The organism is Micromonospora sp. DT43, assembly GCF_049841645.1.
GTDB lineage: Bacteria > Actinomycetota > Actinomycetes > Mycobacteriales > Micromonosporaceae > Micromonospora.
In genome coordinates this window covers 1-26975 of the sequence record NZ_JBNCKR010000010.1, presented here as the reverse complement: position 1 = coordinate 26975, position 26975 = coordinate 1, and the positions used below count along the sequence as shown (strand labels likewise).

Annotated in this window: 23 protein-coding genes and 2 pseudogenes; 9 read left to right on the top strand and 16 right to left on the bottom strand. The window is 70.0% G+C overall.

From position 1 onward, the window contains the following. Positions 1-114 precede the first annotated feature (114 nt). The 4 genes and pseudogenes from ACLQ26_RS22410 to ACLQ26_RS22395 all read left to right on the top strand — a co-directional run bounded on the left by ACLQ26_RS22410 (position 115) and on the right by ACLQ26_RS22395 (position 3617). A complete protein-coding gene (locus tag ACLQ26_RS22410; RefSeq protein ID WP_425746286.1) occupies positions 115-1002 on the top strand; it encodes an ATP-binding cassette domain-containing protein in 888 nt (295 codons plus the stop codon). Continuing rightward, entirely contained in the window at positions 999-2603 is a 1605-nt protein-coding gene (locus ACLQ26_RS22405; protein ID WP_425746285.1) for a hypothetical protein, read from the top strand. Before ACLQ26_RS22410 ends, ACLQ26_RS22405 begins: the two co-directional genes overlap by 4 nt. A gap of 12 nt (positions 2604-2615) precedes the next feature. Further along, a pseudogene (locus ACLQ26_RS22400) lies at positions 2616-2975 on the top strand (MerR family DNA-binding protein); the annotation flags it as partial. Between the two features lie 57 nt (positions 2976-3032). Continuing rightward, entirely contained in the window at positions 3033-3617 is a 585-nt protein-coding gene (locus ACLQ26_RS22395) for a DM13 domain-containing protein (RefSeq protein ID WP_425746284.1), read from the top strand. Positions 3618-3753: 136 nt separating this feature from the next. On the opposite strand, the gene ACLQ26_RS22390 is transcribed toward ACLQ26_RS22395, so the two are convergent. Together ACLQ26_RS22390 and ACLQ26_RS22385 are read right to left on the bottom strand one after the other, a co-directional pair. Then, positions 3754-5274, bottom strand: coding sequence for an RICIN domain-containing protein (locus ACLQ26_RS22390; RefSeq protein ID WP_425746283.1), 1521 nt, complete (start codon positions 5272-5274; stop codon positions 3754-3756). Between the two features lie 34 nt (positions 5275-5308). Continuing rightward, a complete protein-coding gene (locus ACLQ26_RS22385) occupies positions 5309-6748 on the bottom strand; it encodes a glycoside hydrolase family 43 protein (RefSeq protein ID WP_425746282.1) in 1440 nt (479 codons plus the stop codon). 636 nt (positions 6749-7384) lie between these two features. Between ACLQ26_RS22385 and ACLQ26_RS22380 the strand changes: the two genes are divergently transcribed. Beyond that, entirely contained in the window at positions 7385-8698 is a 1314-nt protein-coding gene (locus ACLQ26_RS22380; RefSeq protein ID WP_425746281.1) for a ricin-type beta-trefoil lectin domain protein, read from the top strand. Positions 8699-8805: 107 nt separating this feature from the next. Here the strand turns inward: ACLQ26_RS22380 and iolB are convergent, their stop codons facing one another. The 7 genes from iolB to ACLQ26_RS22345 all read right to left on the bottom strand — a co-directional run bounded on the left by iolB (position 8806) and on the right by ACLQ26_RS22345 (position 16855). Continuing rightward, complete coding sequence (iolB, locus tag ACLQ26_RS22375) at positions 8806-9681, bottom strand: 5-deoxy-glucuronate isomerase (protein WP_425746280.1); 876 nt, start codon at positions 9679-9681, stop codon at positions 8806-8808. Next, positions 9678-10862 carry a glycoside hydrolase family 88 protein gene (locus tag ACLQ26_RS22370; RefSeq protein WP_425746279.1) on the bottom strand — a complete coding sequence of 395 codons (1185 nt, stop codon included), beginning with the start codon at positions 10860-10862 and terminating at the stop codon, positions 9678-9680. The genes iolB and ACLQ26_RS22370 overlap by 4 nt, the downstream gene beginning before the upstream one ends. Before the next feature lie 84 nt (positions 10863-10946). Then, positions 10947-11624: a hypothetical protein gene (locus ACLQ26_RS22365; protein ID WP_425746278.1), complete on the bottom strand. Its 678-nt coding sequence runs from the start codon at positions 11622-11624 to the stop codon at positions 10947-10949. Positions 11625-11629: 5 nt separating this feature from the next. After that, a complete protein-coding gene (locus ACLQ26_RS22360) occupies positions 11630-12526 on the bottom strand; it encodes a carbohydrate ABC transporter permease (protein ID WP_425746277.1) in 897 nt (298 codons plus the stop codon). Further along, positions 12526-13389 carry a carbohydrate ABC transporter permease gene (locus ACLQ26_RS22355; protein WP_425746276.1) on the bottom strand — a complete coding sequence of 288 codons (864 nt, stop codon included), beginning with the start codon at positions 13387-13389 and terminating at the stop codon, positions 12526-12528. Before ACLQ26_RS22355 ends, ACLQ26_RS22360 begins: the two co-directional genes overlap by 1 nt. 116 nt (positions 13390-13505) lie before the next feature. Then, on the bottom strand, positions 13506-14810 hold the full coding sequence (locus tag ACLQ26_RS22350) for an ABC transporter substrate-binding protein (protein WP_425746275.1): 1305 nt from the start codon (positions 14808-14810) through the stop codon (positions 13506-13508). 41 nt (positions 14811-14851) lie between these two features. Next, complete coding sequence (locus ACLQ26_RS22345) at positions 14852-16855, bottom strand: DUF2264 domain-containing protein (protein WP_425746274.1); 2004 nt, start codon at positions 16853-16855, stop codon at positions 14852-14854. A gap of 341 nt (positions 16856-17196) precedes the next feature. On the opposite strand from ACLQ26_RS22345, the gene ACLQ26_RS22340 reads away from it, so the two are divergent. After that, positions 17197-17364 carry a hypothetical protein gene (locus tag ACLQ26_RS22340; protein WP_425746273.1) on the top strand — a complete coding sequence of 56 codons (168 nt, stop codon included), beginning with the start codon at positions 17197-17199 and terminating at the stop codon, positions 17362-17364. Continuing rightward, the gene (locus tag ACLQ26_RS22335) at positions 17361-18500 is read left to right on the top strand and encodes a substrate-binding domain-containing protein (RefSeq protein ID WP_425746272.1); all 1140 of its coding nucleotides are present in this window, start codon (positions 17361-17363) and stop codon (positions 18498-18500) included. The genes ACLQ26_RS22340 and ACLQ26_RS22335 overlap by 4 nt, the downstream gene beginning before the upstream one ends. A 31-nt stretch (positions 18501-18531) precedes the next feature. Here ACLQ26_RS22335 and ACLQ26_RS22330 read toward each other — a convergent pair whose 3' ends face one another. From ACLQ26_RS22330 to ACLQ26_RS22315, 4 genes are all read right to left on the bottom strand, one after another. Next, positions 18532-19233 (bottom strand): serine hydrolase, encoded by a 702-nt coding sequence (locus tag ACLQ26_RS22330; RefSeq protein ID WP_425746271.1) that lies wholly within the window; start codon positions 19231-19233, stop codon positions 18532-18534. 208 nt (positions 19234-19441) lie between these two features. Continuing rightward, on the bottom strand, positions 19442-19903 hold the full coding sequence (locus ACLQ26_RS22325) for a hypothetical protein (protein WP_425746270.1): 462 nt from the start codon (positions 19901-19903) through the stop codon (positions 19442-19444). Positions 19904-20287: 384 nt separating this feature from the next. Then, positions 20288-20788 (bottom strand): SigE family RNA polymerase sigma factor, encoded by a 501-nt coding sequence (locus ACLQ26_RS22320; RefSeq protein WP_425746269.1) that lies wholly within the window; start codon positions 20786-20788, stop codon positions 20288-20290. Continuing rightward, positions 20781-21671 (bottom strand): hypothetical protein, encoded by an 891-nt coding sequence (locus tag ACLQ26_RS22315; RefSeq protein ID WP_425746268.1) that lies wholly within the window; start codon positions 21669-21671, stop codon positions 20781-20783. The genes ACLQ26_RS22320 and ACLQ26_RS22315 overlap by 8 nt, the downstream gene beginning before the upstream one ends. Before the next feature lie 523 nt (positions 21672-22194). On the opposite strand from ACLQ26_RS22315, the gene ACLQ26_RS22310 reads away from it, so the two are divergent. Together ACLQ26_RS22310 and ACLQ26_RS22305 are read left to right on the top strand one after the other, a co-directional pair. Beyond that, entirely contained in the window at positions 22195-23445 is a 1251-nt protein-coding gene (locus ACLQ26_RS22310) for a serine/threonine-protein kinase (RefSeq protein ID WP_425746267.1), read from the top strand. An 83-nt stretch (positions 23446-23528) separates the two neighbouring features. Beyond that, on the top strand, positions 23529-25319 hold the full coding sequence (locus ACLQ26_RS22305) for an extracellular solute-binding protein (RefSeq protein WP_425746266.1): 1791 nt from the start codon (positions 23529-23531) through the stop codon (positions 25317-25319). 58 nt (positions 25320-25377) lie between these two features. On the opposite strand, the gene ACLQ26_RS22300 is transcribed toward ACLQ26_RS22305, so the two are convergent. The 3 genes and pseudogenes from ACLQ26_RS22300 to ACLQ26_RS22290 all read right to left on the bottom strand — a co-directional run. Further along, positions 25378-25845 (bottom strand): hypothetical protein, encoded by a 468-nt coding sequence (locus tag ACLQ26_RS22300; RefSeq protein WP_425746265.1) that lies wholly within the window; start codon positions 25843-25845, stop codon positions 25378-25380. A 37-nt stretch (positions 25846-25882) separates the two neighbouring features. Next, positions 25883-26710 (bottom strand): SAM-dependent methyltransferase, encoded by an 828-nt coding sequence (locus ACLQ26_RS22295; protein WP_425746472.1) that lies wholly within the window; start codon positions 26708-26710, stop codon positions 25883-25885. Between the two features lie 22 nt (positions 26711-26732). Continuing rightward, positions 26733-26975, bottom strand: a pseudogene (locus ACLQ26_RS22290) (IS607 family element RNA-guided endonuclease TnpB); the annotation flags it as partial.

Below are 26975 nucleotides of genomic sequence, written 5' to 3'. Positions count from 1 at the left end.
GTCCCGCCCCTTCGGTCAGCGGCTTCCCCGGCTTGCCCGCCGCGAGTACGGTGAGCGGTGGTGCGCCGGGAAGCCTGGTCGGCAGTCTCATCCGCATACGTCGGAAGGCCTGCCGTGCCCACTCCCGCCATTCGCACCGACCAGTTGAGCAAGAAATACGTTGCGGTCCACGCTCTCGACGGGTTGAGCCTCACCGTCGAGGCTGGTGAGGTCTTCGGATTTCTCGGCCCCAACGGCGCCGGCAAGTCCACCACGATCCGCCTGCTGCTCGGCCTGGCCCGCCCCACCGCAGGCCATGCCTGGATCTTCGACGTCCCCGTCGGCGACGTGGCCGCCGCGCACCAGTTGCTGGCCTATGTGCCGGCCGACGTGGCACTGTGGCCGCAGCTGACCGGCGCGGAACTGCTGGAGCTGCTCGCCGCCACAGGCCCGGGCACCGACTTGGCCTACCGCGCCGACCTCGTCGAGCGGTTCGACCTCGACCTGTCCCGACCGGCCCGCACGTACTCCACCGGCAACCGCCAGAAGGTGGCGCTCGTCGCCGCCTTCGCCACCCGCGCTCGCCTGCTGGTGCTCGACGAACCGACAAGTGGGCTGGACCCGCTGATGGAGCTCCAGTTCCGCAGGGCCGTCGCCGAGGCGCGCGACAACGGGCAGACTGTCTTCCTCTGCTCGCACCAACTCGCCGAGGTGGAGGCCGTCTGCGATCGGGTGGCCATCCTGCGCGACGGGCGGCTCGTCGACGTCGCGACAGTGCCTGAGCTGCGGCGCCTGCACCAGAGCGAGGTCACCGCACGGTTCACCGGCCCCGCCCCGGATCTGAGCGACGTGCCCGGTCTGGAGCTTCTCGACCAGGCCGAGTCGGTGGTGCGCTTCTCCCTGACCGGGCCGCCCGCCGCGGCGCTGCGCGCTCTCGCCGCCGCTGACGTCACAGCCCTCACCGTCCGCGAGCCGAGCCTTGAGGAGATCTTCCTCGACTACTACGGTCAGGCCGGCCGATGAACCCTGTCCCGCCGTACACGGGCCACCGCATGGTCACCCGCCTCGCGGCCCGCCAACTCCGCCGCCCGGCGCTCGCCGTCGTCGGGGTGACCGTCGGCATGTCCGTCCTAGTCGTCAACACCTACGCCCGCACCGTCGGTGACCCCGCGGCTGCCCAGGCGCTGGACGCGCTCGCTGGAAATCCGGCGATCCGCACTCTGTTCGGTGAACCCGTCGCCCTGGACACCGCCGGCGGGTTCACGGTGTGGCGCACCGGCACGGTCCTTGCCGTCCTGCTGAGCACCTGGGGAGCGCTCGCGACCATTCGCATCACCCGGGGCGAGGAGGAGAGCGGCCGTTGGGACCTGCTACTCGCCGGCCGGTTGACGCCGGCCGCGCTGTTGGGCCGGCACCTCGCGGTTCTCGCTGCGGTGCTGGCGCTGACCGGGATCCTGCTCGGCGGAGCGTTGACGGCTGCCGGCACGCCCCGTAATGGGGCGCTGCTGCACGCCGGCGGCCTGGCGCTTGCCGGGCTGTTCGCCGTTGCGGTAGCGGCCTGCGCCGCGCAGGTCTTCCCGACGCGGGCCGGGGCCAGCGGCGCCAGCCTGGCCTTCCTCGGCGTCGGGCTCCTCGCCCGCATGATCGGCGACGGCGTGCCGGGGCTGGCCGGGCTGCGGTGGTTGCCGCCGTACGGGCCGCTCGCTCTGACCCGCCCCTACCGCGACGACCACTGGGCTCCGCTGCTCGTGCTCGGGCCGGCCGCCGTCGTGTTGGCATGCGCCGCGCTGATTCTCGCGTCCAGGCGGGACGTCCGGGCCGGCCTGCTGCGCCCGCCGGCCGGCCGGGCGCCCCGCCGGTGGCTCCTCGGCTCGATCGGCGCCTTCTCCGTGCGACGCATGATGCGACCGCTCGCGGGGTGGTCGACGGGTATCGGCGCGTACTTCCTGCTGATCGGCCTGCTCGCCGACTCGCTCACGGGCTTCCTCAGCGACAATCCCCGCTTCGCGGACCTGGCCGCGCAGGCGGGCTTCGCCGGACTGGGCACGACCCGGGGTTATACGGCCACCCTGTTCGCGCTGCTGGCCATCCCGACCGGCGCCTTCGCGACCGCACGCCTGGCCGCCTTCGCCTCTGCGGAGAGCGCCGGACGGTTGACCCTGCTGCACGCGGGCCTGCTCCCCCGCGCCCGACTGCTGACGGCCGAGGTGGTCACCACCGTCGCCGGCACCGCCATACTTGCCACCGTGGCGGCCCTGGCGACGTGGATCGGGGTGGAGCTGGCCGGCGGCGAACTGCCCCTGGCCGCCGCCCTCGCCGGCACGGCAAACGTGCTGCCGGTCGCGCTGCTCGGCGCCGCGTCCGCCACCCTCGCCCTCGGCCTGGCACCCCGGGCCGTTGCCACCATCGGCATGCTGCCCACCGCGGGTGGGTTCCTCCTCAAGGTGACCGCCGACAGCGTCCACGCACCCGTGTGGGTTGGCTGGCTCACACCGTACGCGCACCTCGCCGCAGTGCCCGCCAGCCCGCCGAACTGGACAGCAACGGCCGTCATGCTGGCCGTGGCACTCGCCGTAGCCGGTGCGGGCACCTGGGCCTATCACCGCCGTGACCTGCGGCTCTGAGCGGTCCGAGGACGAACGACGCGCGGTTATGATCATCGCGGCGGTGTCGACCTTCGACTGGCACTCCGTCGCCCCCTCGACCGGCTCGCCGTCGTCAAACGCATGAAACCCCTCGGCTTCACCCTCGACGAGATGCGCGATCTCCTCGCCCTGCTCGACGCCCTCGACGCCGCCACCGGCGCGGACCGCGCCGTCCTGCTCGACCGGCTCGCCATGTTCCACATTGCCGCCACCACCCGCGTCACCGCACTGCGCGACCAACTCGCCACGGCCGAAGGCTTCGCCGAAACGCTCCGCGCCAAACTCGACCACCACGTCGGCCAGACCGCTGGCGCTGACGCGGGCGGGATCGGGCACCCCGCAGCGTCGTAAGAGTTCCGAAAGGGCTCGCCACCGGTCCGACGACGGCAACGGTCGTACGCTCCGGGGGTGAGAAAAAGGATCTTCCGGTCGCGCGCGGCCTGGACCGCTCTCGCCTCCGCTGTCCTCGTGACGGCTCTGGCCCTCTACTGGTTCCAGCCGTGGAAGCTGTTCACCGACACGTACGTCGACGAGGCGGTTCCCCCGGTGCGGGCGACGACCTCGGCCGCGCCGACCCTCGCGTCCGCGACTCCCGCCACTCCCGCGGCTCCCGCCACTCCGGCGGCGACACCGGCCGGGAACGAGATCCTGACCGCCGGCGAGTTCGTCACGCACGAGCACGGCACGACCGGCACCGCCGAGATCCACCGGCTCGCCAACGGGCGTCACCAGCTCGTCATCCGAGACCTGAGTACGTCGAGCGGGCCGGACCTGCGAGTGTGGCTGAGCGACCAACCGGTCACCGTCGGCAGGGCCGGGTGGCGGGTGTTCGATGACGGCGAATGGGTCGAACTGGCCCGGCTCAAGGGCAACAAGGGCAACCAGGTGTACGAGATACCGGCCTCGGTCGACCCCCGCGACTTCCGAAGCGTCTCCATCTGGTGCAAGCGGTTCGCCGTCTCCTTCGGCGCGGCCGACCTCAGGGCCGCCTGACGCGGGAATCGCCGGGCTCAGCCGTTGCGATGCCGACACCTCCGGCGTCGGTACGGCGCACACCCCCGGTGCCGGTCACCAGCTCGGTACCGGGGGTGTGGGTCACCGTGGATCGGTCGTCACGTCGAGAAGACCGTCAGACCGCCGTGCGCGACCACTGCTGGTTGGTGCCGGTGTTGCAGGTGTACTGCTTGAGGATCACGCCGTCCGCGGTCGAGGCCGCCGGCACGTCCACGCACTTGTTGCTGTGCCGGGCGCGGAGCTGGAAGTAGCTGCCGTTGGTGACCATCTGGAACTGCTGGTTGGTGCCGCTGCCGCAGGTGTACTGGACGAGCTCAGCGCCGTCGGCGGTCGACGCGCTCACCACGTCGAGGCACTTTCCGCTGTTCCGGCTGATGATGCGCCAGTAGCCGCTGCCGGCGTCCTGGAACTGCCACTGCTGCCAGGCGTTGCCACCGTAGGTGTACTGGCCGACGCGAGCGCCGTTGTCGGTGTTCGGTGACTGGACGTCCATGGCCTTGCCGCTGTGCCGCACGTTGATCCGGTAGAACGTTCCCGTCGTGGGCGGAGGCGTCGTCGGGTCGCCGCCGCCGATGGTGTCGCCCCAGGCGTACCGGATCCGGTCGGCGCCGGAGGTGTTGCGGACGGTCAGATTGAGGTCGGTGCCGCTGCCGGTGAGGGCGAACATCGAGTACCAGTCGTAGCCGATGGTGCCGGTCTTGCCGCCGAGGGCGGGCCAGTAGGTGCCGCCCATCTGGTTGTCCCGCATGACCTGGGCCATCGCGCGGATGTAGCGCACGAAGTTGTCGGTGCTGCCCGCGTCGGCGTAGTTGCGACCGTCGTTCATGGGGCCGCCGAACTCGGTGGCGACCGCGCGGGAGGCGCAGTTGCCGAGGCGGGCCTGGATGTGGCTGCGGAAGCCGTCGTAGGTCATCGCGCCGTAGAAGAAGGCGTAGTAGTGGAAGGACAGCAGCGTCGAGTTGAAGCGGCTGTCGTTGCAGATGTCGCGCAGGTCCTGGCTGAAGCCGGTGCCGCCGATCAGCACCCGGCCGGGCACCGCTGAGGTGTGGTAGCTGAGCCAGTTCGCGGCGACGTTGCGCCACTCCGTCGAGCTGTAGCCGTGCGGCTCGTTCATCGGCTCGAAGTAGACGTTGGGGTTCGAGCCGTACGTGTTTGTCACCGTTGACCACATCGTGTTCCACGCGGCCAGGTTCGTGATTCTGCCGCCGGAGGCGGCGGCGTCCTCCCAGTAGGCGAGGATGACTTTGAAGCCGCGGGCGGTGGCGGCGTCGATGGCGCCTCGGTACGCCTCCCACCAGGCGGTACCCACCGTGTGGGTGTTGATGGGCAGCCGGACGGTGTTGACCCCCATGGTGGAGGCCATGTCGTCGTAGAGGGCATTGGCCTTGGCCCGTACGGTCGCGTTGCTGTCGGACATGCTCAGGCCCTGCACGACGAGCGGGCTGGTCTTGAAGTTGTCACCCAGCATGGCCCAGTTCATGCCGCGGAACTGGCTGGTGGCGGCAGTGGCCGGCGACGACGTGACGACGACGACGCCGACCAGCGCGGTCAGAGCGCTCAGTAGGGCGATCAGGAGCCGGCGCAGCGGCCGGGAGCCCGGCGAAACGTCTCGGTGGGTCAGCCTTTTCCGTTTCATGACAGGTCCAATCGATGTGGGGGACGGTCGGCGTTCAGGTGGTCAGGCGGAAGGTGGCGTCGGCGCGGCTAGTCGTGTCGCTGACCGGGTCGAGCCGGAGCAGGTAGCTGTAGTGCCGGATGTAGCGGTCCGGGTGGCTGTACGACTGGAACGACGTCCAGGAGGAGTTGGCGAGGCCGGCGACCTGCCGGAAGGTGGCGTCGGCGGCGAAGGTGGCGGTGCCGTCGTTGGCTTCCAACCGGAAGTCGAACCCGTAGTGGCGCAGGTAGTAGCCCGGGTAGTTGACGGACTGGATGGAGACCGTGCCGGCGCCGGCGAGGCCGGGCACCAGCCGCCACTGGCCGTCCTGGGCAGGGCTGACGTTCGGGTCGATGCGGACGTCGTAGTCGTAGTGCCGCACATACCGGTCCTGGAAGTTGTAGGACTGGATCCGGTTGACAGCCGTGACGGGCCAGCGGGCGAGCACGCGGCTCTGTTCGGCGGCGGTCAGGTTGAGGATTGAGCCGTGCCGCTTCCTGGTGCCACCCATGGCGTACGAGCCGGACGCGGGCAACCGGTAGCTGCCCACGCTCGACGGGTCGGTGGTCAGGACCGGCAGGTAGCCGCGCCCGCTGGAGTACTGGTCCAGGTAGAGGACCCACTCGTTACGGGAGTTGAACTTCATCCACATCGGCCCCTCGACCTGGGAGCCGGTCAGCCCGATGCCGGACAGGTTTCCGAGGTTGGTCCAGGTGCCGAGGATGGAGTTGCTGCCCTCGATGGTGATCTGGCCGTCCCGGGAGGCGCGGACGTAGCGGTAGGCGCCGACGCCGGCCGGCACCTCGACGATCTGGGTGTCGATGATCTCCTGGCTGCCGGGCCGGTTGAGGTAGACCTGGGGCGTGCTGATGGTGCGGAAGTCCGCCGTGCGGGCGTAGTAGATGCGGTGCTTGGTCGCCCCGTCGAGCGGGACGTTCGTCGCCCAGTAGAGGACGTAGTCGCCGGTGGCCGGGTTCCAGATCGCCTCCGGGGCCCAGGCGTTGCGTCCGTCCGGGATCGCGCCGGCGACGTTGAGCAGCCACGGCGCCGACCAGTTGACCAGGTCGGTGGACTCCCACACGACGAGGTTGCGGCTGCCGTTGTTGATGGCCGTCGACCAGTCCTGGCCGCAGCCGATGCACAGGTCCGTGGCGATGATCCAGTACCGGTCACCGGCGGGCGAGCGGACCAGGGCGGGGTCGCGGACGCCGCGGGTGCCGACTGTGGAACGCAGCACGAGCCCGCCGTTGTTGAGGTCAGTCCAGCGCAGGCCGTCGGTGCTGTGGGCGAGGTAGATCTGTTGGCCGGTCGAGGACTCGCCGGTGAAGTGCGCCATCAGGTAGCCGACGGTCGGGTCGAGCGCGGCTGCTTCCTTCGGCGTCGCCACCGACCAGGTGGTGAACAACAGGCACGCGGCGAGCGACACCGCGTAGAGCCGGGCGAGGACTCTCGACATCGGTCCTTCTCCTTCGCGGAGGGGCAGACGACTCAGCGGGGAGGTCCCTACGACGGAGCGGATGCCTGCGTCGCCTCGAACCTTCGCCGGGTGTCGCGGGTGCCAACACCCTCGGATCGACTTCACGTGTGAGCGTTAACAGCGCTGGGGCGTTGTGTTCTCGGGCTGCGCCGCCGGGGATGGCGGGTGACGTGCCACACCGGGGTCGCCGGCGAGGCAGACGCCATGTGTCCAGATCATTAAGTACGTGTTGCCGACAAGTGTTAGCGATCCCATCTAGAGTGTCAAGGCATCGAAGACGCTCGTTCGGGGTGGCCGGAGGGGGCATCCCGAAGGCCGGATTCGACTCGGCAATCTGCTCCACGGCGACGGATGACGTCATACGTCACACGACGATGCTAGTCTATTTGTGGCGTGGCTCACCGCCAGCCGGCGGCCCGGCGACCAGAACCGGACGCCGCGGCGTCGGCAGTGCCCTCGACTGTCCGCGAAGGACCGCCGACGGCGCCATCGCTGGCCGGTGATCCCGAACGCCAGCAGCAACAACCAACCACCGATGTTCGTCCACCACCACCACCGCAAGGAGTCGCAGCTGTGCCACTTCGCAAACTCTCCAGCCCCTGGATAGGGGCCGCCATGGCGGTCATGGTTCTCGTCGCCGTCGGGGCGTACGTCCTCATGGCCGGCGGATCGGCGTCCGCCGCCACCACCGCGGGCTGCGGCAAGGCGCCCGGTCTGAGCAACGGCACCCACACGATCCAGAGCAGCGGAAAGAACCGTAGCTTCATCCTTCGGCTGCCCGACAACTACAACAACACCTACGCCCACCGACTGGCCTTCGGGTTCCACTGGTTGGGGGGCACCGCCGAGCAGGTCGCCTCGGGCGGCAGCGACGGAGCACCGTGGGCCTACTACGGCATGCTCTCCCAGTCGAACAACACCACGATCTTCGTCGCCCCGCAGGGCATCGGTAACGGCTGGGGCAACTCCAACGGTGAGGACGTGACCTTCACCGACGACATGGTCCGCGTCATCGAGAACGCGCTCTGCGTCGACACCACGCAACTCTTCTCGGTCGGGTTCAGCTACGGCGGGGCGATGAGCTACTCGTTGGCGTGTTCCCGGCCGACCGTGTTCCGTGCGGTCGCGGCGATCGCCGCCCCGGGGGCGATCAGCGGCTGCAGCGGTGGCACCCAGCCAGTGGCGTACCTGGGGATCCACGGCATCAACGACAACATCACGAGCGGACGGTCGTTGCGCGACAGGTTCGTCCGGAACAACGGTTGCGCCGCGCAGAACCCGCCGGAACCGAGGGCTGGCAGCCTGACCCACATCACCACCGCCTACTCGTGTCGGGCCGGATATCCGGTGCTCTGGGCCGCCTTCGACGGTGGCCACCAGCAGGGCCCGGTGGACGGGTGTGCCGGCTGTGAGAGCGGCGCGCGGAGCTGGGTCAAGCAGGAGGTGTGGAGGTTCTTCAGCCAGTTCGGGTCGACCGTGCCGCCCACCAGCCCCCCGCCCAGCACTCCCCCGCCGAGCACTCCCCCGCCGTCCGGCCAGCAGAACGTGCTGATCGCGGGCAGCCAGTCCGGCCGCTGCATCGACGTCCCCGGCTCCAGCACCACCAACGGGGCCCGTCCGGCGCTGTGGGACTGTCACGGTCGCACCAACCAGCGCTGGACCCACACCTCCGGCCGCACCCTGACCGTTTACGGCAACAAGTGCCTGGACGCCAGCGGGGCGGGTAGCAGCAACGGCACGGCGGTCATCATCTGGGACTGCAACGGCCAACCCAACCAGCAGTGGAACCTGAACTCCAACGGCACCATCACCGGAGTCCAGTCGGGGCTCTGCCTCGACGCCGTCAACTCCGGCACGGCCAACGGAACGCAACTGCACCTCTGGGCCTGCCAAGGCAGCGCCAACCAGCAGTGGAGCACGCGCGCCTAGTGCCGCATCCGGCAACGCCGAGCCTGCCGGAGACGCGCCGCCCGGGTCCTGTCCCGGGCGGCGCGTCGCCGTCCGGCCGCACGGGCGGCCGAACGAGGCACGCATCGCTACAGCCCCACGCTGCGCAGGGTCGGCACGGTCTTGCCCACCCAGGCGAGGTCGGCGTCCTCGCGGGCGCCCTGGGTGCGTTGTGTGCCGGCCAGGAACCACAGGAAGTACGTGGTGTAGCCGGGCGCGCTGACCACTGTGTGGTAGCCCTCGGGCATCATCTGCATCACGTGGTCGCGGATGGTGACGTTCTCCTCGTACCCGTCGTCGGTGTAGACCCGGCTGATGCCGAACCCGTTCGCCGGGTCGACGCGGTAGTAGTACATCTCCTCGTGCGCGGCCTCGGCCGGCAGGTCGTCGACCCTGTGGCGGTGTGGTGGGTAGGTGCTCCAGTTACCCGAGGGCGTGTACGTCTCGCCGACGATGAGCCGCCGGGCCGGCAGGTCCGGTTGCGCGATCTCGGTGAGGATCTGGTGGTAGTTGCGACCGAAGTTGGCCGCTCCCCAACGACCGGTCGCGACCTGCTCCGGCGCGATGACGTAGGGGTCGGTGGCCAGTTCGCTGGGGGCGCTGGGGAGGGCGATCTCCACGTCGGTGACGGCCTCGACGGTGATCGAGGATCCGGCCGGGAGGTAGACGGAGTGCGGCTTGCCGGAGAACACGTCCGCACGACCGCCGACCTGTGGGAAGTGGTGGCCGGCGACGGTGAAGCTGGCGGTGCCACCGAGGATGACGGCCAGGATCTCCCGGTCGCCGGACTCGCCGGTCCAGGACTCGCCGGCCGACAGCCGCAGCAGGGTGAAGTCCAGCAGTCGGCAGGGATTGAAGGGCAGCGTGTTCCGGCCGTCGGCGGCGGGAATCGAGCAGTGGTAGCGGTAGTCCATGGTCACCTTTCTGCGGGGTGCGGGGCGGTGCGGGTCGGTCGCCGTGGTCACCAGGGGCTGGTCCAGCCGGGGATGGTGGCGCGGGTGAGGGCTTCCAGGTAGAAGTAGTCGCCCCACAGGGTTCCCTCGTCGACACCGACGTCCTTGGGTTTGTCGTAGACGCCGTGCAGGAGCAGCGCGTTCGAGATCGGATGGCTGCCTGTGGAGTAGTGGTCGATGAGCGAGCGCAGGATCTCCGCGGCGGCCGTCCGGTACCGGCCGGCGCTGGCCGGGTCGGCGAGGTTGTCGGCGAGTTCGATCAGGCCGCAGACGGCGATGGCCGCGGCCGAGCTGTCCCGCTCCTGACCGCTGCCGTCGCCGAACTCCAGATCCCAGTACGCCACGTGGTCGTTCGGCAGGCTGGCGAGGAAACGGTCCGCGCAGATCCGCGCGGCGGCGAGCAGCCCGGGGTCGCCGATGTGCCGGTGGTTGAGGCTGAACCCGTAGATGCCCCAGGCCTGCCCGCGTGCCCAGCAGGAGTGGTCGGCGTGACCCTGTTCGGTCTCCCCGCGCAGCGGCGCACCGCTGACCGTGTCCCAGTAGAAGGTGTGGAAGGTGGTGCCGTCCGGGCGCAGGATGTGCTGGCGCAGTTGAGCGGTGTGCCGGCGGGCCGCCGCGGCGTAGCGGTCGTCACCGGTGGTCTGGCTGGCCCAGAAGAGCAGGGGCGTGTTCATGAGGCTGTCGATGATCGTGCGGCCGCGTTGGCGGCTGTCGTTCAGGTCACCCCAGGCCTGGATGATTCCGGCGGGTTCGAGGACGCGCGTCATCAGGTGGTCGGCGGCGGCGAGAGCCGCGTCTCGGGCCCGCGGGTCGCCGGTGCGGCGGGCCGGGGTGACGCAGGAGAGGGTGTAGAGGAAACCGAGGTCGTGGGTGTCCAGGTCGATGCCGCGGTTCACGCGCTCCGCGAAGCTGTCCACGTGGGACAGCGCGGCCCGCAGGTGGCGGTCGTCGCCGCTCAGGTCGTGTGCCAGCCAGAGCTGGCCGGGCCAGAAGCTGGTGGTCCAACCGACGTTGGCGCCCTCGGGTTGGCCAGCGCTCGGTGGCCGGAGCGGGTAGCGGTTGGCGGCGGTGGTGTCCGCGGGATACCGGTCGCCGAAGGTCGCGATGTTCGCGTCGACGGTGCGTATCGCGGCTGCCACCGCGGCCGCCGTGGCCTCTGCGTCGGAGCTGGGACGGACGTCGGTCGCCGTCATGGATGCTGTTCTCCCTCGTGGGTCCGGTCCGGTGCCGGGCAGGTGTGTCACAGGCGTCCCGGGTGGGTGGCCGGGACATGGTGGTCAGGCGCGCTGGGGTGCTGCCGTCGGTGGGTCGAGGGCGGCGCGCAGGGTGAAGCGGCTGTTGGCCCAGACGACATAGAGCAGGGGCGCGGCGGCGAGGCCGAGCGCGATCGCCGGGCGGGCCGTCAGAAGTTGGGCGAGCAGCGCGAGCACGAGCAGGGACGCGGCGGTGAGGTACCACCGGCGCACCGCCAGATACACGCAGGCGCGGGCCACCTCGCGCAGCGGCGCGGTTGGTCGCTCGGCGACTGTCACCAACCCGAGCAGCGCGGTCGCGACGGTGAGGACCAGCAGGGTCGCCAGCACCGGCAGGGCGAGTGCTCCGACCCGGTGGCCCCACGCGGCGCGGGCGTCGACAGCGAGCACCACCAGGGCAACCATGGCTACCGCCGTCCAGAGCATCGCCGGCCGGGCAGTGGCTCGCCACGCGCGGCCGTAGGTGCGCAGCACGCCGCCGGTGTCGCCGGCCGAGTAGGCCGACATGACCGCGAAGACCGCACAGAGCCCTGGCGCGCAGAATGGGGCGGTCAGCGCGTACAGGGGCCAGGAGCGCGCCGCCTCGGTGGTGAACGCGAGCATCACCAGTGGCAGGCAACCGAGCACCAGCAACAGGTTGGTGACGAGCGCGACGTGGAACCCGTCGAAGACGGCGGTGATGATGGTGTGGCGCGAACGCATGGACCTCAGCCCTTCAGTCCGGTCGAGGCGACGCCCTCGACGAAGTAGCGCTGGCCGAGCAGGAAGATGACGGCGACGGGCAGCACGGACAGCACCGAGCCCGTCATGATCAGCGCGTACTCGGCGTTGTACTGGGAGATGAAGGTATTCAGCCCCAACTGGATGGTGCGCAGCTCCGGACTACGCAGATAGATCAGTGGGCCGAGGTAGTCGTTCCAGGTGGTCGTGAACGTCAGCAGGGCCAGGCTGGCGAGCGCCGGCCGGGACAGCGGCAGGATGATCCGTCGGTAGATGCCGAACTCGCTGAGCCCGTCCACCCGCGCCGCTTCGCTGAGTTCCTCGGGAATCGTCTCGTAGAACTGCTTCATCAGGAACACGCCGATCGCGCCGAACGCCTGTATCGCCACGATCGACCACAGGGTGTTCGACAGGTGCAGCTTCGACATGAGGATGAACTGCGGGATCATGTACGACTGCCAGGGCACCGCTATCGTCCCGACGTATGCCAGGAAGAGCAGGTTGCGGCCGGGGAAGCGGACGCGGGCGAAGCCGTAGGCGGCGAAGCTGCCGGTGAGCACCTGCAGGAAGGTGACGGTCACCGCCAGCAGCAGGGTGTTCCGCAGCCACGTCGTCATGTCCGAGCGTTGCCAGATGTCGAGGTAGTTGCGCCACACCACGGGATCGGGGAGCCAGGTGATCGGGATGGTGAAGACGTCGTTGTTGGTCTTCAACGACGTCACCACCATCCAGAAGAACGGCAGCAGCAGTCCGGCCGCGGCGAGCACGAGGGCGACGTACCCGACGAGCCGCCGGCCCCGAGACCTGCCACGTCGGGCGGACGTTGCGTGGTTGCCGGGCTCGGCGACGGCCGGGACGGGCGTCGAGAGGTCGGTCGCGGTCATCAGCTGTTCCTCCGCTTGTTGACCCAGAACTGGATGACCGTGATGCCGAAACAGATGGCGAACAGGACGATGGAGACCGCCGAGGCGTAGCCGAACTGGTTCTCCTCGAAGCCCTTCTGGTAGATGTACTGCGAGAGCACCAGTGTCGACTGCCCCGGTCCGCCGCCGGTCATCACGAGGATGAGGTCGAAGACCTTGAAACTTTCGATGGTGAGCAGCACGGTGACGAAGAAGGTCGTGGTTCGTAACCCGGGCAGGGTCACGTGCACGAACCGCTGCCACGGTGAGGCGCCGTCGGTCTCGGCCGCCTCGTAGAGCTGGGTCGGGATGGTCTGCAGGCCGGCCAGGAACAGCAGCATGTAGTAGCCCATGTACCGCCAGGTGCCGACGATGATGACCGCCGGCATCGACCAGGTCGCCGACGCGGTCCAGCCCGGCGGATCGTCCACCCCGACGGCGCCGAGGAGAGCGTTGATCGGGCCGTACTCCGGGCTGAACAGCTGGTTCCAGACGACCGCGATCGCCACGATCGACGTGATGTAGGGGAAGAAGGCGACGGTGCGGAAGAACCGCACACCACGCAGTTTGCGGTTGAGCAGCAGCGCCAGCCCGAGTGCTGCCGCGAGGGTCAGCGGGATGTGGAAGACGGCGTAGTAGACGGTGTTGCGCAGAGCGGTCCAGAAGCTCGCGTCGTCCCACATCCGCCGGAAGTTGGCCGTGCCGGTCCACTCGGCCACCCCGAAGACGTTCCAGTTGGTGAAGGCCACGTAGAACAGCACCACGACGGGTAGCAGGGTGAGCACGGCGAAGCCGAGGAAGTTGGGCAGGATGAACGACCAGCCGGCGACCGTGTTGCGCGACACCAGCCGCCGGTTCCTGGGTCTCGTGCGCGGCAATGTAGCCATAGGGAGTCTCCGGAAGCGTTCGGCCTGGCGGCGGGACCGGCGTACGGCGCAGGCGCGCCGGTCCCGCCATCAGCTCACTGGTTGAGAACTTCGTTCTTGGCGCGGGTCTGCGCCTTGCTCAGCTCCGCGTCGACGCCCTTGTTGTCGGAGAGGATCGCCGAATGCGTCTCGTTGAGGAGGTTCTGCAGGCCGGCGGTGTGCTTCGACACCGGGTTCTCCGGCTTGATGGTGTGCTTGGTGTAGGCGAACTTCGACAGATCGTCCTGCGGTACGCCGTCCAGCCCGAACATGCTCGCGGTGACCGCGTCGGTGACCTGGGCCGGGGTGAGGCCGATCCCGGCCAGCGCCTTGCCGGCTTCCGGGCCGGCCGCGTACCTGAGGAAGTCCTTGGCCGCGGCGGCCTTCGACTTGCTGATCTTCGGGTTGATCCCCAGGCCGGTCGGGTCACCGAAGGTGACGGGCGTGGCGGAGGTGCCGGTGGTGGACTTGTCGAACTGTGGCGCCGGTGCCATCCCCCACTGGAACGTGTCGGCGTCGCCGCTCTTGCGCTGGTTGAGCAGTGTGGCCACGTACCAGGTGCCCATCAGCAGCATCGCCGACTGCTGCTTGCCGAACTGCGCCTGGTAGGTGAGCTTGTTGGTCTTCGCGGTGCCGAAGGTCGGCTGCGCGCCGGCCGCCTGCAGGTCCAGTGACCGCTCGTAGTACGGCTTCATGAAACCGAAGTCGCCGGAGAGCAGGTCCGCGTTGGGGGTCTGGGCGAGCGCGAATCCCTGCACTGTCGACTGGAAGGTGTGCTGGTAGGCACCGGTCGCCTTCGAGCTGGCCCCCTTCAGGCCGGTGGTGAGTCGCTTCGCCGCGTCGGTGTAGTCGTCCCAGGTCCAACTGCCGTCCGGCAGCGCCACCTTCGCCTTGGCGAACAGGTCCTTGTTGTAGTAGAGCACCCAGGAGTCCTGCCGGTACGGCACCGCGTACGCCTTGCCGTCCACCTGGTACGACGCGAGCGCGGGGCTCGAGCCGAGACCGGAGGTGACGTCGGAGACGTCGAGCAGCTGACTCCCGCTCTGGTACGTGTAGAAGTTCTTGAGGTTCTTCATGACGTAGACGTCCGGGGCGGTGCCGGCGGCCAGGTCCGTGATCATCTGGGTGTCGTAGTCGTTGCCGGGGGCGTACTCCTTGAGCTCCACCGTCACGTTCGGGTGGGACGCCTTGAAGCCGTCGGCGAGCGTCTTGAACTCCGGCGTGGACGACAGGCTCCAGCCGGCCAGGGTGATCGTCACCGGGGCGTTGGGGTCGACTGGCTCGTCGTCGCCCCCGCAGCCGGTGAGAACAAGCGTCAGGGCCATCGCGGCGCTGATGACGGCCGGTATCGTGCGCTTCATCCCTTTCTCCTTAGGTCAGGGGCCCACATGGGCCCGCACTGCTACCAGGTCGCCTGGCTGGGCCTGGAGTGCTCCGTGTCCGGACGGGTCGATGTGCTGACCCCGTCTGGCCAGTCGACCGCCACGTGGAGGCCGCGGGCGTCCTCGTCGATCACGGCCTGGCATGCCTGCCCGACCGTGGTCGTCGGCGCCGTGGACAGCTCGATGAGGGTGGCGGCCCAGGCGCCCGGCCGGACGGGGTGATCCAGCCAGGGCACGACAAGCCCGCCGGCCAGAGGCCCGCCGTCCGCAGTCGTGGTGGCGTCGGCGGTTCCGCCGCCGTGCACGCTCTCGATCCGACTGGTCAGACCGGCGCCGGTCACGGCCGCCACGTTGCCGCGAAGAGTTACCGTCGCATCCCCGGCGATGGCCCAGCCCCCGATCCGTAGTCGCAGCGCGTCCGCCTCGACGCCGTCGGCGAGGCCGTCGACGCGGGTCAGACGCAGCTCCCAGGGGCCGCGGACCAGCGAGTACACGGTGAGGTGCCCGGCCTGTCGGGACCGGCCCAGGCGGCCGCCGCCGTGATCGCGCTGACCCGGATCCGGGTCGACCCAGTGGGCGAGGGCACGTGATCCGGCCACACCCACACCGTCGGTGTCGACGCGCACGGTCAGCAGGCGCATGCCCGCGCGGTGGGTGACCCGGCCCGCGTCGTCGACGAGGGTGACGGACTGGTCGAGCGGACTCAGCCAGCCGCTGTCGTCGAGGACGGGGCTGGTGGCGGTGGAGTAGCCCAACCGGGCGTAGAGCGGCGAATCTCCGACGGTGGCACCCTCGACCGCGTGGTCGGTGCCGTGGTTGACGACGCGGACGATCCCGTCGGCACGGGTGCCGGAGACGAGCCAACCGGGTGCGTGTATCGCCCGCACCTCGTCGCGCTCCTCGACCGGCAGCGGCTCCTCGGGTGTCGTCCACACCGGATGATCGGCGGGCAGCGCGATGCCGAGCAGGCCCTTGCTGGCCCAGTACGGCGAGCCCGGCCCGGAGTACGACTGCGCCAGTCGCGGCCACGGCCGGTGCCAACCGACGGTGAGCAGGCCACGTTCGTCCAGGGCGTCGTTGGCGACGAAGTGGCGCACGATCCGGGTCGCCGCGCCGCGCAACTGGCCGAGGCTGACCGAGGGCACGCCGGCGATCGCGCCGACCCAGAACGGCGCTGCCGCGGCGAAGCGGTAGATCAGGCTCCGCCCCTGGATCAACGGTGATCCGTCGGCGCCCACGAGCGCGACCGCGTCACCCAGGAAGCGGTCGAGGCTGGCCCGGTCCCGATCGCGGCGCTGCTCGGCCAGGTCGGCAGCGCCAGCCATGCGTGCCCACAGCGTCGGGTACAGGTGCAGGGCCCAGCCGACATAGTGGTCGTAGGCGCGGTCCGGTCCGTCGGACATCCAGCCGTCCCCGCGGGCGAAGCCGTCATGCGTGTGCAGGTCCTCGGCCATCTCGTCGAGCGAGTGCGGCCCGCCGACCGACCGCAGGAACGTCTGGACGACCAGCCGGAACCAGACCCAGTTGATCCGTGGATACGTGTCGTCACCGACCGCCGGGCGCAGGTAGTCGACCACCCGCTCCCGCACCGCGGACGGCAGCCGATCCCAGATCCACGGACGGGTCAGGTCCAGGGCCAGTGCGATGGAGGCGGCCTCCACCTTCGCCTGGGGGTGCTCGTCCAGGCGTACCCAGCGGTCCGGAGAGTTCGGGTCGGTGCCGGCGGCGATGCCTGCCGCGTACCGGTCCACGAGCTGGTCCACGCCCACTCCCCGGGCGCCGGTGATGCGGAAGGCGGCCAGGAGGAAGGTGCGGGCGAAACCCTCCAGGCCGTCGACGGCCCGCCCGTAACCGCCCTGGGGGCCGGGAAGGGTGACCAGAGCGTGGCCGGGTGACGCGAACGGCCGGGTGGCGGCGAGCATCCGGTCGGCGAGGGCCAACCAGTCGGCCCGGCCCCAGGTCACGGCGGCAGCGGCATCCGCAGCCGTTCCCGGTGCCAACCGGCCGGTCGTCCCGGACGTCATCCCAGATCCTGTCGCATCGATCCGTCTCCGTGGAGGGTGGCGAGCGGGGCGTTGCTCACGAATGTGACGCACCGGCTTCCGCGAGGTTTCCGAAGTAAAACGCTCACATCAGATCAAGTCAATGCTGATCTCAAACCAGTTCGAGCACATCCGATCAGAAGAGCGCACGCAACCCTTGTGAGCTGCCGCGACCGGGCACCGTCGACATCGGAAAGAGTTCGTTCGCTGGCTTGCGACCCGATCGGCGCCGGCACTACGGCGACTCGGCCAGCGCGTTCAACGGCGCAACTGATCTGATACGATCAGAATCGCTCACAGCTGCTCTCTCGGCTGGAAGGGCCGTGGTCGTCGCGAACCACCTCGCCGGCTTCGAGCTGTGGGTCGCCGGGCAACAGCAGGACATTGCCGGCAGGGGTGCCCGCGCAGCCGCGTTCAACCCGGCCGGCAAGCTGGTCGTCACCACGCGAGAGCTTCCGCCGCCCGAAGCGTTCCTCGGAGGTCCCCCATGAGCAAGGACAGTTCTGTCGTCGCCACGGCGGAGACGTCCCGCGCGCCGCTTCAGGTCGCCCGCCGCCAGCAACTGTTGGCAGCCCTGCAACGCGACGGCTCGATGCGTATCTCCGACCTGTCACACGTGCTTGGTGCCGCGCCGGTCACCATCCGGCGCGACATCGTTGAGCTCGCCGCCGAAGGGTTGGTTCGTCGGGTCCACGGCGGAGTCGCCCTGATCCTGCCGGACGACGTTCCGGCAGCCGAGGAGCCGCCCGCCGCAGGTCTGAACCCGCTGGTCGGGCGGACGCTCGGCATGCTCGTGCCCTCCTTGGACTACTACTGGCCGGACGTGGCGCGCGGCGTCGAGAGCGCCGCCCGCGAGCTGGACATGCGGGTGGTACTGCGCGGCTCCTCCTACGACAGCGAGGACGACCAGCCGCAACTGGCTCGCCTGGTGGAGCGGATGGGCGCCGAAGCGCTGATCATCGCGCCGAGCATGGACGCACCGACCGCCGAGCGCACCATCGAGTGGCTCGACCAGGTCGGCGTTCCGGTAGTCCTGCTCGAACGCACAGCCACGGTCGGCAGTCATCACGCCGTCATGGAATCGGTGGTCACCGACCACGCGCTCGGCGCGGCCATGGCGGTACGCCACCTCACCTCGCTCGGGCACCGCAACGTCGGCCTGGTGCTCGACGCCGACAGCCCCACCAGTCAGCACGTGCGGCGCGGCTGGCTCGACGCCGCCACCCAGTGCGGCCTCGACTCCGACGCGACGGTGGTGGCCGTCGTACCCGACACGCGGTCGCCGGAGCGGGACAGCGTGCTCGACGGCGTGCTCGACCGATGCCAGGCGACCGGGACGACGGCGCTGCTCGTGCACGCCGACGCCGAGGCGATCGCGCTCGTGCAGCACTGCGAGGAGCGGCACCTCTCCGTCCCCGGTGACCTCTCCATCGTGGCGTACGACGACGAGGTCGCCGGACTCTTCAGCCCGCCCCTGACCGCGGTCCGACCGCCGCGACGCTCGATCGGACGGGCCGCCGTACGTCTCGTCGCCGACCGGCTCGCCGACCCCGACCGCCCCACCCACCGGATCGTCATCAGCCCATCGCTGCGGGTCCGGGGATCGACCGCACCGCCACCGGCGTAGGTGCTCCTTCCACGGCCCCTACCTCCGGCCGCTAGGAAGCACCGTCGCCGGCGGTGGCAGCGCGCAGCTCCTTGAGCACGTACGTGGCGGCCTTCTCGACGACGCGGATGCCCTCCTTCTGGCTCACGTGATGGTCGGAGAGCACGGCGATCAGCCAGTCGTGACGGGCCTCGACGATCCGTCCGATGCTGTTGACCAGCCAGCGGCCACCGTCCACATCGGCGGTGTCCCAGCCGTTCTTGACGTACTCGGAACGACTGCCCGGCTCCCGCGCGGCGGTGACTCCCCATCGTTGCTCGGGGATCACCTTCTTCATGAGGCCCATGACGAAGGTCCGGTCCTGCGGGGTCAGCGGTCCCGTCGGCGACGTCAGCGCGGTCAGCAGACGGAGCTGGTCGGCAGCCGTGGTCGTGGTGGTTCCCCAGTGCGTGTTGGGCCTGGTCTCGCGTAGACCGAGTGCACGGTTCGCGGCGGCGAGGCCACGCGCGCTTCCGATCCGCTGCCACAGGGCCACCGCCGCGTCGTTGTCACTGGACACGATCATGCTCTCGGCCAACCGTCGGGTGTCGCCGCTCAGTGCCCTGCCCTGCGGGCTCTGACGCAGCAGCAGTGCCGCGAGGATGTCGACTTTGACGATGCTTGCGGTCTCGAACCGTCTGGCGCCGACCGTCACCGCTGCCGTTCCCTGTCGGTCCAGTGCCGCGACCGCCAGGTGGCCGTCGTACCGCTGCACGTAGGCCTTGATGCGCGTCCTCGCCTGGTCGATCCGGTCGATGGCCGGCGTGGTGGGGATCGGACTGGCAGGGGAAGGACCGCGCGATGGACCGGCTCCGTCGCCGTCGTGAGAGCGCGTGGCACCGAAGGCCGCCGTCGCGACAGCGGCCAGGGAGATGGTGCCCGCCGAGACGACCCAGCGGCGCGACACCCGCCGACCTCTGCGCTCAGCCAAGGCGGGCCACCGCCCTCGCCGCGATCGAGTCCACCGCCGCCCTACTGCCCGGATCAGGCAGGCGGACCGTCGAAACCGTCTCCCCCCGCTTCAGCATCACGAAGTACGTGACGGTATCCGGGACGTCCCGATGGGCGATGCGACCTCGGACGAGCATGCCAGCACCCTTCAGGTAGTGGGGATCGACGACGTCGAACGAGACCTGGGATCCGAGGACCGGGTAGCTCGCGCACCGCAACAGGACCCGACGGACGTCATCGACGTTCCGCTCGGCCCATCCAGGCTCGTACGTCTCCACGACGTGGTAGGCCGCCGACGAGCCGTCGGGCAGCCGGTAGTAGCGCTCCACGGCGTTGCGCCGGTGCGACTTGGCCGGGTACTCGCGGCTCTGGTAGTTCGGGCAGTTGTCCTGCTCCCACGGCCAGGGCGGCAGACCCGTTCGAGCGTCGTCCACGCGCCAGTCCGCTCCCAGATCGACCGCACCAAGCAGTGGGCTCAGATCGCCCCGATCCGCGTTCGCGCTGTGTCGCTCCTCGGCACCGACGTCGGACTCCCGCCGATCGCATCCGGCGGCCATCACGACCAACACCGACAGGACCGCCGGCACAACAGCGGCCGAGACTCGGCCCCTACCGCGAATCCGGCCGCGGCATGTCCTGCTGCTCGACTCGGACACCGGACACCTCCCCCACACCCACATATCTGCCAACAAGGTGGCGCTTCAGGCGACGATGCGTGGTGGCGCGCTCGTCGCCGCCGCAGCACAGGCGCGGCGGTAGACGGCGGACCGCCCGACACCGTCCGGAGTCCGCCGCTCCCCCGCCGCGGACGGGACCGGTCAATGGCGTTCCTCGGCGAACAAGTCGGAGCGGGTCTCACCGAGCAGCTCGCGCAGGCGGTTGAGGGAGCGCATGCTCTGGCTCTTGACGACCGCGGTGGAGACGCCCACCACCTCGGCGGTTGCCTCCACGCTCAGGTCGTCCCAGTAGCGCAGGACGATGATCGCCCGATCCCGCATCGGCAGGGTGGCGACCGCGTCCAACAGCGTCATGCGCAGCTCGGCCGGATGTTCCTCGCCCCGCTCCGGCGGCGCCGACATCGCCAACTCGCGGCTGGAGCGACGCCGCTGCTGGTCGATCATGCAACGCAGCAGAATCTTGCGCGCGTACGCGTGGGGGTCGTCGGCCCGGTGGACCCGCCTCCAGTTGGCGTACACCTTGGCCAGCGTCGTCTGGGTGAGGTCCTGGGCGAGATGCCAGTCGCGACACATCAGGAACGCGGCATCGCGCAGCCGGCCAGCGGCCGCCTGCGCGAACTCCAAGAAGTCCTCGTCAGCCATTCGACCGGGCCAGCGCCGGGAACCTCTTGGCACCGCTTATGACGTACTCGGTAGGCAGTCTCGTCCCCCAGATCGGGTTCGCGGCGATCTCGGTCGCCTCCTTCAGGGACAGGACGGGCGGTGCCGGCACCTTGCCCTTGCCGTCCCACGCCAGGCAGGTGGAAATCATCAGATCGACCTGGAGGCCATCGCGGTGGTGCACGGTGACCGTCTGGTTCTGCACGCAGTTGTCGGGTACCTCGGTCAGCTCCACAGTCCCCGGGACCGGGTCGCCGCCGAGCCTGTCGCGGTAGATGGCGAGCCGCAGCATCCCCGGTCCATCGCCCCGGTCCAGGTAGAGCTGGACGAACGGCATGCCGGGGCCGGCCCCGCTGCTCTCCAGACTCGCAAAACCGCTTGTCTTTCCCGAGGGCAGCAGCCGGGTCAGCAGTTCCAGGGCGCCCTGCGGCGTGGTGGTCCGCAGCTCACCGCCCGGCCCCGGCTCCATCCTCAGGGTGTCGATCACCGTGGGCGAGGGAGCCGGCGACACGAACCGATGGGGCGCATCTCCCTGCTCCTCGTCGGCGCCCGTCCCGATCCCGCCCGGTGCGCCACCGGAGGACGTAGCCGGGGACGGCGTGGCGATGTCGACAGGGCCACCCGGCAAACCCACGTTCGGCCCGCCGGGCTGACCGACGTCATCGGCGCCGACACCGAGCGGCCCGGCGGCCAGGCCGATCACGAGCAGCATGGCCAACGCCGAGCCGCCGCCGCCGAACTGCGCCAGGCGGCGTCGGCGACGCAGTCGGCGGCCTTGCACCATCGACTGCTGGACCAGGTCATCCAACGGCGGAGCTGGGTGTCGGGCCAGGTCGTCCCTGAAACGCCTCCGGACGTCCCCCATGTCCCATCCCTTCTCGGCTGGCCGCGCGCAGTGGCGATCCATCACTGAACTGACGGGTTGGCCAGCCGATTTCGTTACCGAACTCCGTCGTGAAATTTCCGCCACACCTGTCGGCCGAACGCGGTGTTCCACAACGTGTTCGACCACCTCCGTAGCGTCATGTTTCTCGCGCCGGGAGCGCTGCTGCGGACCGACCTCGGCGGCCGACGGCACCGCTAGGGCGGCGATCGACCCGCCGTCGAAGACGCCGGTGGCGGCCCCACGGTGGCGGCGGCCCCACGGTGCCCGAAGCGGTCCCGCTCGCGGTCGGCGTCGGTTGGCCAGGGCACTACCCGTACAGCGTCCTAGGAGGTTAGGTTGTCGGGCGTCTCGCTCCTGATCAGCCCATCGCTGCGGGTCCGGGGGTCGACCGCGCCGCCGGCCGCGTAACGGGTCTTCCAGTCCTCGGCCATCGACGGCCGACATGGCACGATGGCCCTGTCCTGCGCCGCCGGTGGCCGGGCACGACGCTGATGGAGTCGGAATGTCAGAACTGGCCGGCACGCCGGTGCCAGGGTTGGCGAAACTGTGGACGCACGATCCGGTCACCGCCGGCCCGTACCGGCTGGTCGGCCGACTGGGCGCGGGTGGGCAGGGGGTCGTCTACCTCGGTGAGGACGATGCCGGTGACCGGGTCGCGGTCAAGATGGTCAACATCGACCTGACTGACCCCCGAGCGCGGTCGCAGTTCGTGAAGGAGATCGCCGCCGCACGCCGGGTCGCTCCGTTCTGCACCGCGCAGGTGCTCTTCGCCGAGGTGGACGGCGAACGGCCCTATGTGGTCAGTGAGTTCATCGAGGGCCTGACCCTGCATCGGCACGTCCGCGAGCGCGGCCCGGTGACCGGAAACGCCCTGCACCGGCTCGCGGTCGGCACGGTCACCGCGCTCGCCGCGATCCACAGCGCCGGGGTGGTGCACTGCGATTTCAAGCCGGACAACGTGGTGCTGGGCGAGGACGGTCCCCGAGTGATCGACTTTGGCATCGCCCGCGCGTTGGGTGTCACCGAGACGGCGTCCAGCCGGGTCATGGGGACCACCGCGTACATGGCGCCCGAACGATTCCGCAACGACGCTGTCGGTCCGCCCTGCGACGTCTTCGCCTGGGCGGCCACGATCGCCTTCGCCGCCGGTGGCCAACCACCGTTCGGCAACGACTCGCTCTTCGCCGTGATGCACCGGGTGCTGCACGATCCGCCCGACCTGCCGGCGTTGCCTCCCGTCCTGAACGAGCTGATCCGGGAGTGCCTGGCCAAGGACCCTGCCGACCGGCCGGCCGCCGAGCACGTGCTGGTGCGACTGCTCCGGCAGGACGGCACGGTCAGCGAGCCGCTACGTCGGGACAACCTGCTGGAGGTCGGCAACGAGACCGCGGGCGCACCGACGCCGAACGACCCGCTGCCGCAGGTCACGCAGACGGTGCCGGCCCAGGCCCAGCCGACCCGACCGGTGACGACACGGCCTGCACGCCCGCCGGTGACGGCGTCCGGCGTCGGTGCCGGAGGTGGTGGCGCCGGAGGTGGTGGCGGCGCGTGGCGGCGGTTGCGTGGTGAGGCCCTCGACGCCTGGGGCATCTCGACCGCGCTCTTCCTCGGTTCGGCTGGGGCCGCCGCCGGCTACGTCGCGTCGAGCGCGGTCGGCCCCGCCGCCGCGTCCGGCGCGGTCACCTTCGTCGTGGTCTACCTGGTTCGACTGCTGGTCGCGACGGCGGTCGGGGGACGACCCGACCACGGGTGACAGGCCCGCTGGGGTCAGGGTCGCCGGCTGGCACCGGATCGATAGGTTGACTGCCACCAGCCGCCCGCCGAGGAGGACGTCCCATGGCCCCATCCGCTACGCGTACGCGGCAGTGGTTGCCGTACACCGCCGCCGTCACCGCCGGGCTGGTGGTCATCGCCGGGGCGTTCGTGTTCGTCCGGCAGCGCGAAGCGGGCAACGAGGGGGCACGAGGCGACTGCGGCACCACCCTCCAGGTCAACTCCTCCACGGAGAAGGCGGCTCTGCTGGTCGAGCTGGCCGAGCGCTACAACCGCAGCGACCGGTCGATCGACGGCGGCGGCTGCGCCCAGGTGCACGTCAGCGCGCTGAACTCGGGCCAGGCCACCGAGGCGCTGGCAAGCGGCTGGACCCACACCGGCCTGCCGCAGCCACAGGTCTGGCTGCCGACGTCGAGCCTGTGGACCGGTCAGCTCCGCCTGCTCGACCAGGCCGCCGGGCGGGAGTTGCAGACCCCGGACCACTACCCGTCGATAGCCAACAGTCCGCTGGTGATCGCGATGCCGCAGCCCAAGGCCGAGCTGCTACGCCAGCGCGGGCCGCTGGGCTGGGGAGAGATCCTGGGCCTGTCCGGGCGGGACGGGTGGGCGGGCTTCGGCAAACCGGAGTGGGGCCGCTTCACCTTCGGCAAGGACAACCCGAACCTGTCGACGTCCGGGCTGGCGGCGACCATCGCCACCTACTACGCGGCGGTGCAACGGTCGAGCGATCTGACCCGGTCCGACCTGGCCAACCCGACGGTCACCCAGTTCGTCCGCCGGATCGAGGCCAACGTGTCGCACTACAGCGACGACTCGGTGGACCTGCTCCGCAGCCTCGCCGAGGCGGACCTGGCCGGCGGGGCGGGCAGTGCGGACGACATGAGTGCGATCGTCCTGCAGGAGGAGCTGGTGGACCTCTACAACACGGGCGCGCTGAGTCCTCGGCAGGACGGGCAGGAGCGGGGTCGCCGGCCGAACGTGCCGTTGGTCGCCGTCCACCCCAAGGAGGGCACGTTCAACCTGGACCACCCGTTCGTGGTGCTGCCCTCCGCGGACAAGCGGCAGCGCGCGGCGGCGGCCGACTTCCAGAAATTCCTGACCGAGGATGACCAGCAGGAGAGCTTCGCCCGTCTCGGCTTCCGGGACCACGAGCGCCGCGCCTCGACGGAGCTGCTCGCCAGCGTCGGCGCCGAGCCCACCGGCGGGCTTACCTACTTCGATCCCCCCGACCCGCAGGTGGTCGGTGCGATGCTGGACGGTTGGCGCACGCTCCGTAAGAAGGCAAACATCCTGATCGCCCTGGACACCTCGGGGTCGATGCAGACGATGGTCGGCACCCGTACCCGTTTCCAGGTCGCCTCGGCAGCGGCGGGCAAGGGCCTCGCGCTGCTCAACAGCGAAGACCGGGTAGGGCTCTTGTCGTTCTCGTCGGAGACCCCGAAGCGGCCGAAGAGCCCCTACCGGACGGAGGTGCCTCTCGACGAGTTCGACCAGAAGCGGATCAAAAGCAAGATCGCCGGCCTGCACGTCGAGGGTGGCACCGCGCTCTACGCGACGGTCCGGGCCGCACACCGCGAGCTTGTCGACAGGTACGACCCGCAGCGGATCAACGCGATCGTCGTGCTGACCGACGGCAAGAACGAGTACAGCAAGGACGACGACCTGGCCCGGTTGCTCGCCGAGGTCGCCCTGGACCCGCAGCGTCCGGTGAAGGTGTTCTGCATCGCCTTCGACCGGGAGTCGGACTTCGCCACCCTGGACCAGATCGCCAAGGCGTCGTCGGGCAAGGCCTTCGACGCCACCGATCCCGCCAAGATCGATGAGGCGTTCGTGAAGCTGGTCAGCAGCTTCTGACGCTCTCCTGCCCGTACCAGCACGCTCAGAGCCGGGCGGCCGGCGTCGGTTCCGCGTGTCACTTGTCGGCCTGCGCGTCGCAGAGCACGTCGATGTGCAGCACCCTAGAGGTGCCCTCACGCACCGACTGCTGCTGGCTGCGGGTCAGGTGGTCGTCGAGGTAGCCCACCGCCTTGGGCCGGTCCCGGATCTCGTACACGGTCACCCGGCAGCTGCCCGTGTCCGAGTCGGTGCCCTCGCCGGTCGCCAGGTAGTCGTAGAACAGGTACGACAGATCCGTGCCACCCGCACTCAGGGTGAGCCCGGGCGCGGTGACCGCGGGCGTGCCGTCGCCGGCAGGGCCGAGGTAGGACCGACCTTCGCCGTTCGCGTACGCGGTCTTGACCAGCGTGAATCCCTCTACCCGTATGCGGTCGGCGTACCGCTGGGTCTCGTTGCCGTCGTAACCGCACCCGGATGCGGCGACGGTGAGCAGCGCGGCCGTCACCGCGAACCGGGCGCGGCGACGCACCGACGTCGGGAACACGTGCGCACTCCGCAGTGGTGGGGCAGCCAACCGGGTGTCAGTGCTTACGGCCGACCCCGCCGAAGGCATCGATGTCGGCGGGCGTGTCGACCGCGTCGTCGGGTCGCCACTGCGGGCACGGTACGACGCCGGGCGCCACCAGCTCCAGGCCGTCGAAGAAGCCGGCGATCTCGGCGGGCGACCGGAGCGTGTACGGGGTCGCCCCGCTGTCGTTGTAGTCGTCCTGCGCCTGCTGCATCTCGGCGCTGATCAGGCTCGTGCCGTCGTTCAGTGAGAGGTAGCTGCCGCTGGGCAGGGCGGCCAACAACTGGCGCGTGATCGACCGGGCCGTCTCGTAGTCGGGCACATGGCCCATGACGCCGCTGAGGATGAGACCTATCGGCTGCTGGAAGTCGAGCGTCTTGCCGGCCTCGGCGACGACAGCCGCCGGGTCCCGCAGGTCACCGTCGATGTAGGCGGTCCCGCCCTCGGTCGTGCCGACCAGCAGTGCGCGGGCGTGCACAAGCACCAGCGGGTCACTGTCGACGTAGACGATCCGCGCGTCCGGCGCGATCCGCTGCGCCACCTCATGGGTGTTGTTGGCCGTCGGCAGCCCCGTGCCGACATCGAGGAACTGGCGGACGCCCGCGTCGGCGGCGAGGAACCTGATCGAACGGACCAGGAACTGCCGCGAGGCGCGGGCGACGTCGACGACGCCGGGGAAGACCTGCCGGTACTGATCGCCGGCCTCGCGGTCGACAGCGAAGTTGTCCTTCCCACCGAGCCAGTAGTTCCAGATACGCGCCGAATGCGGCACCGACGTGTCGATCTTCTGCTGGGAGCCGACCTCGCCCGCCTCGGGCCGGCCGGTCGTCGGCGATTCCATGGTCACGACGAACCGTCACCTCTCAGTGCGCTTTAGCAAGCGCATGGTTGGTAGTCCTGCCTTGCGGCGGAACGGTCCCGGTCTGACCGGCGGATGCCGTGCCGGGTTCACGCTTCGTCGCCGCCTGCCCGCGTACGCGGGTCTTCTGGTCGGCTCCACGTGCTGGCACCGGGCCACTCCCGGCGGTTTCGAACTCGGCCGCGAGAGCGGCCAGGTTCAAGGAGGCGTTGCGGTCCCGGTCGATGACCAGACCGCACGCCTCGCA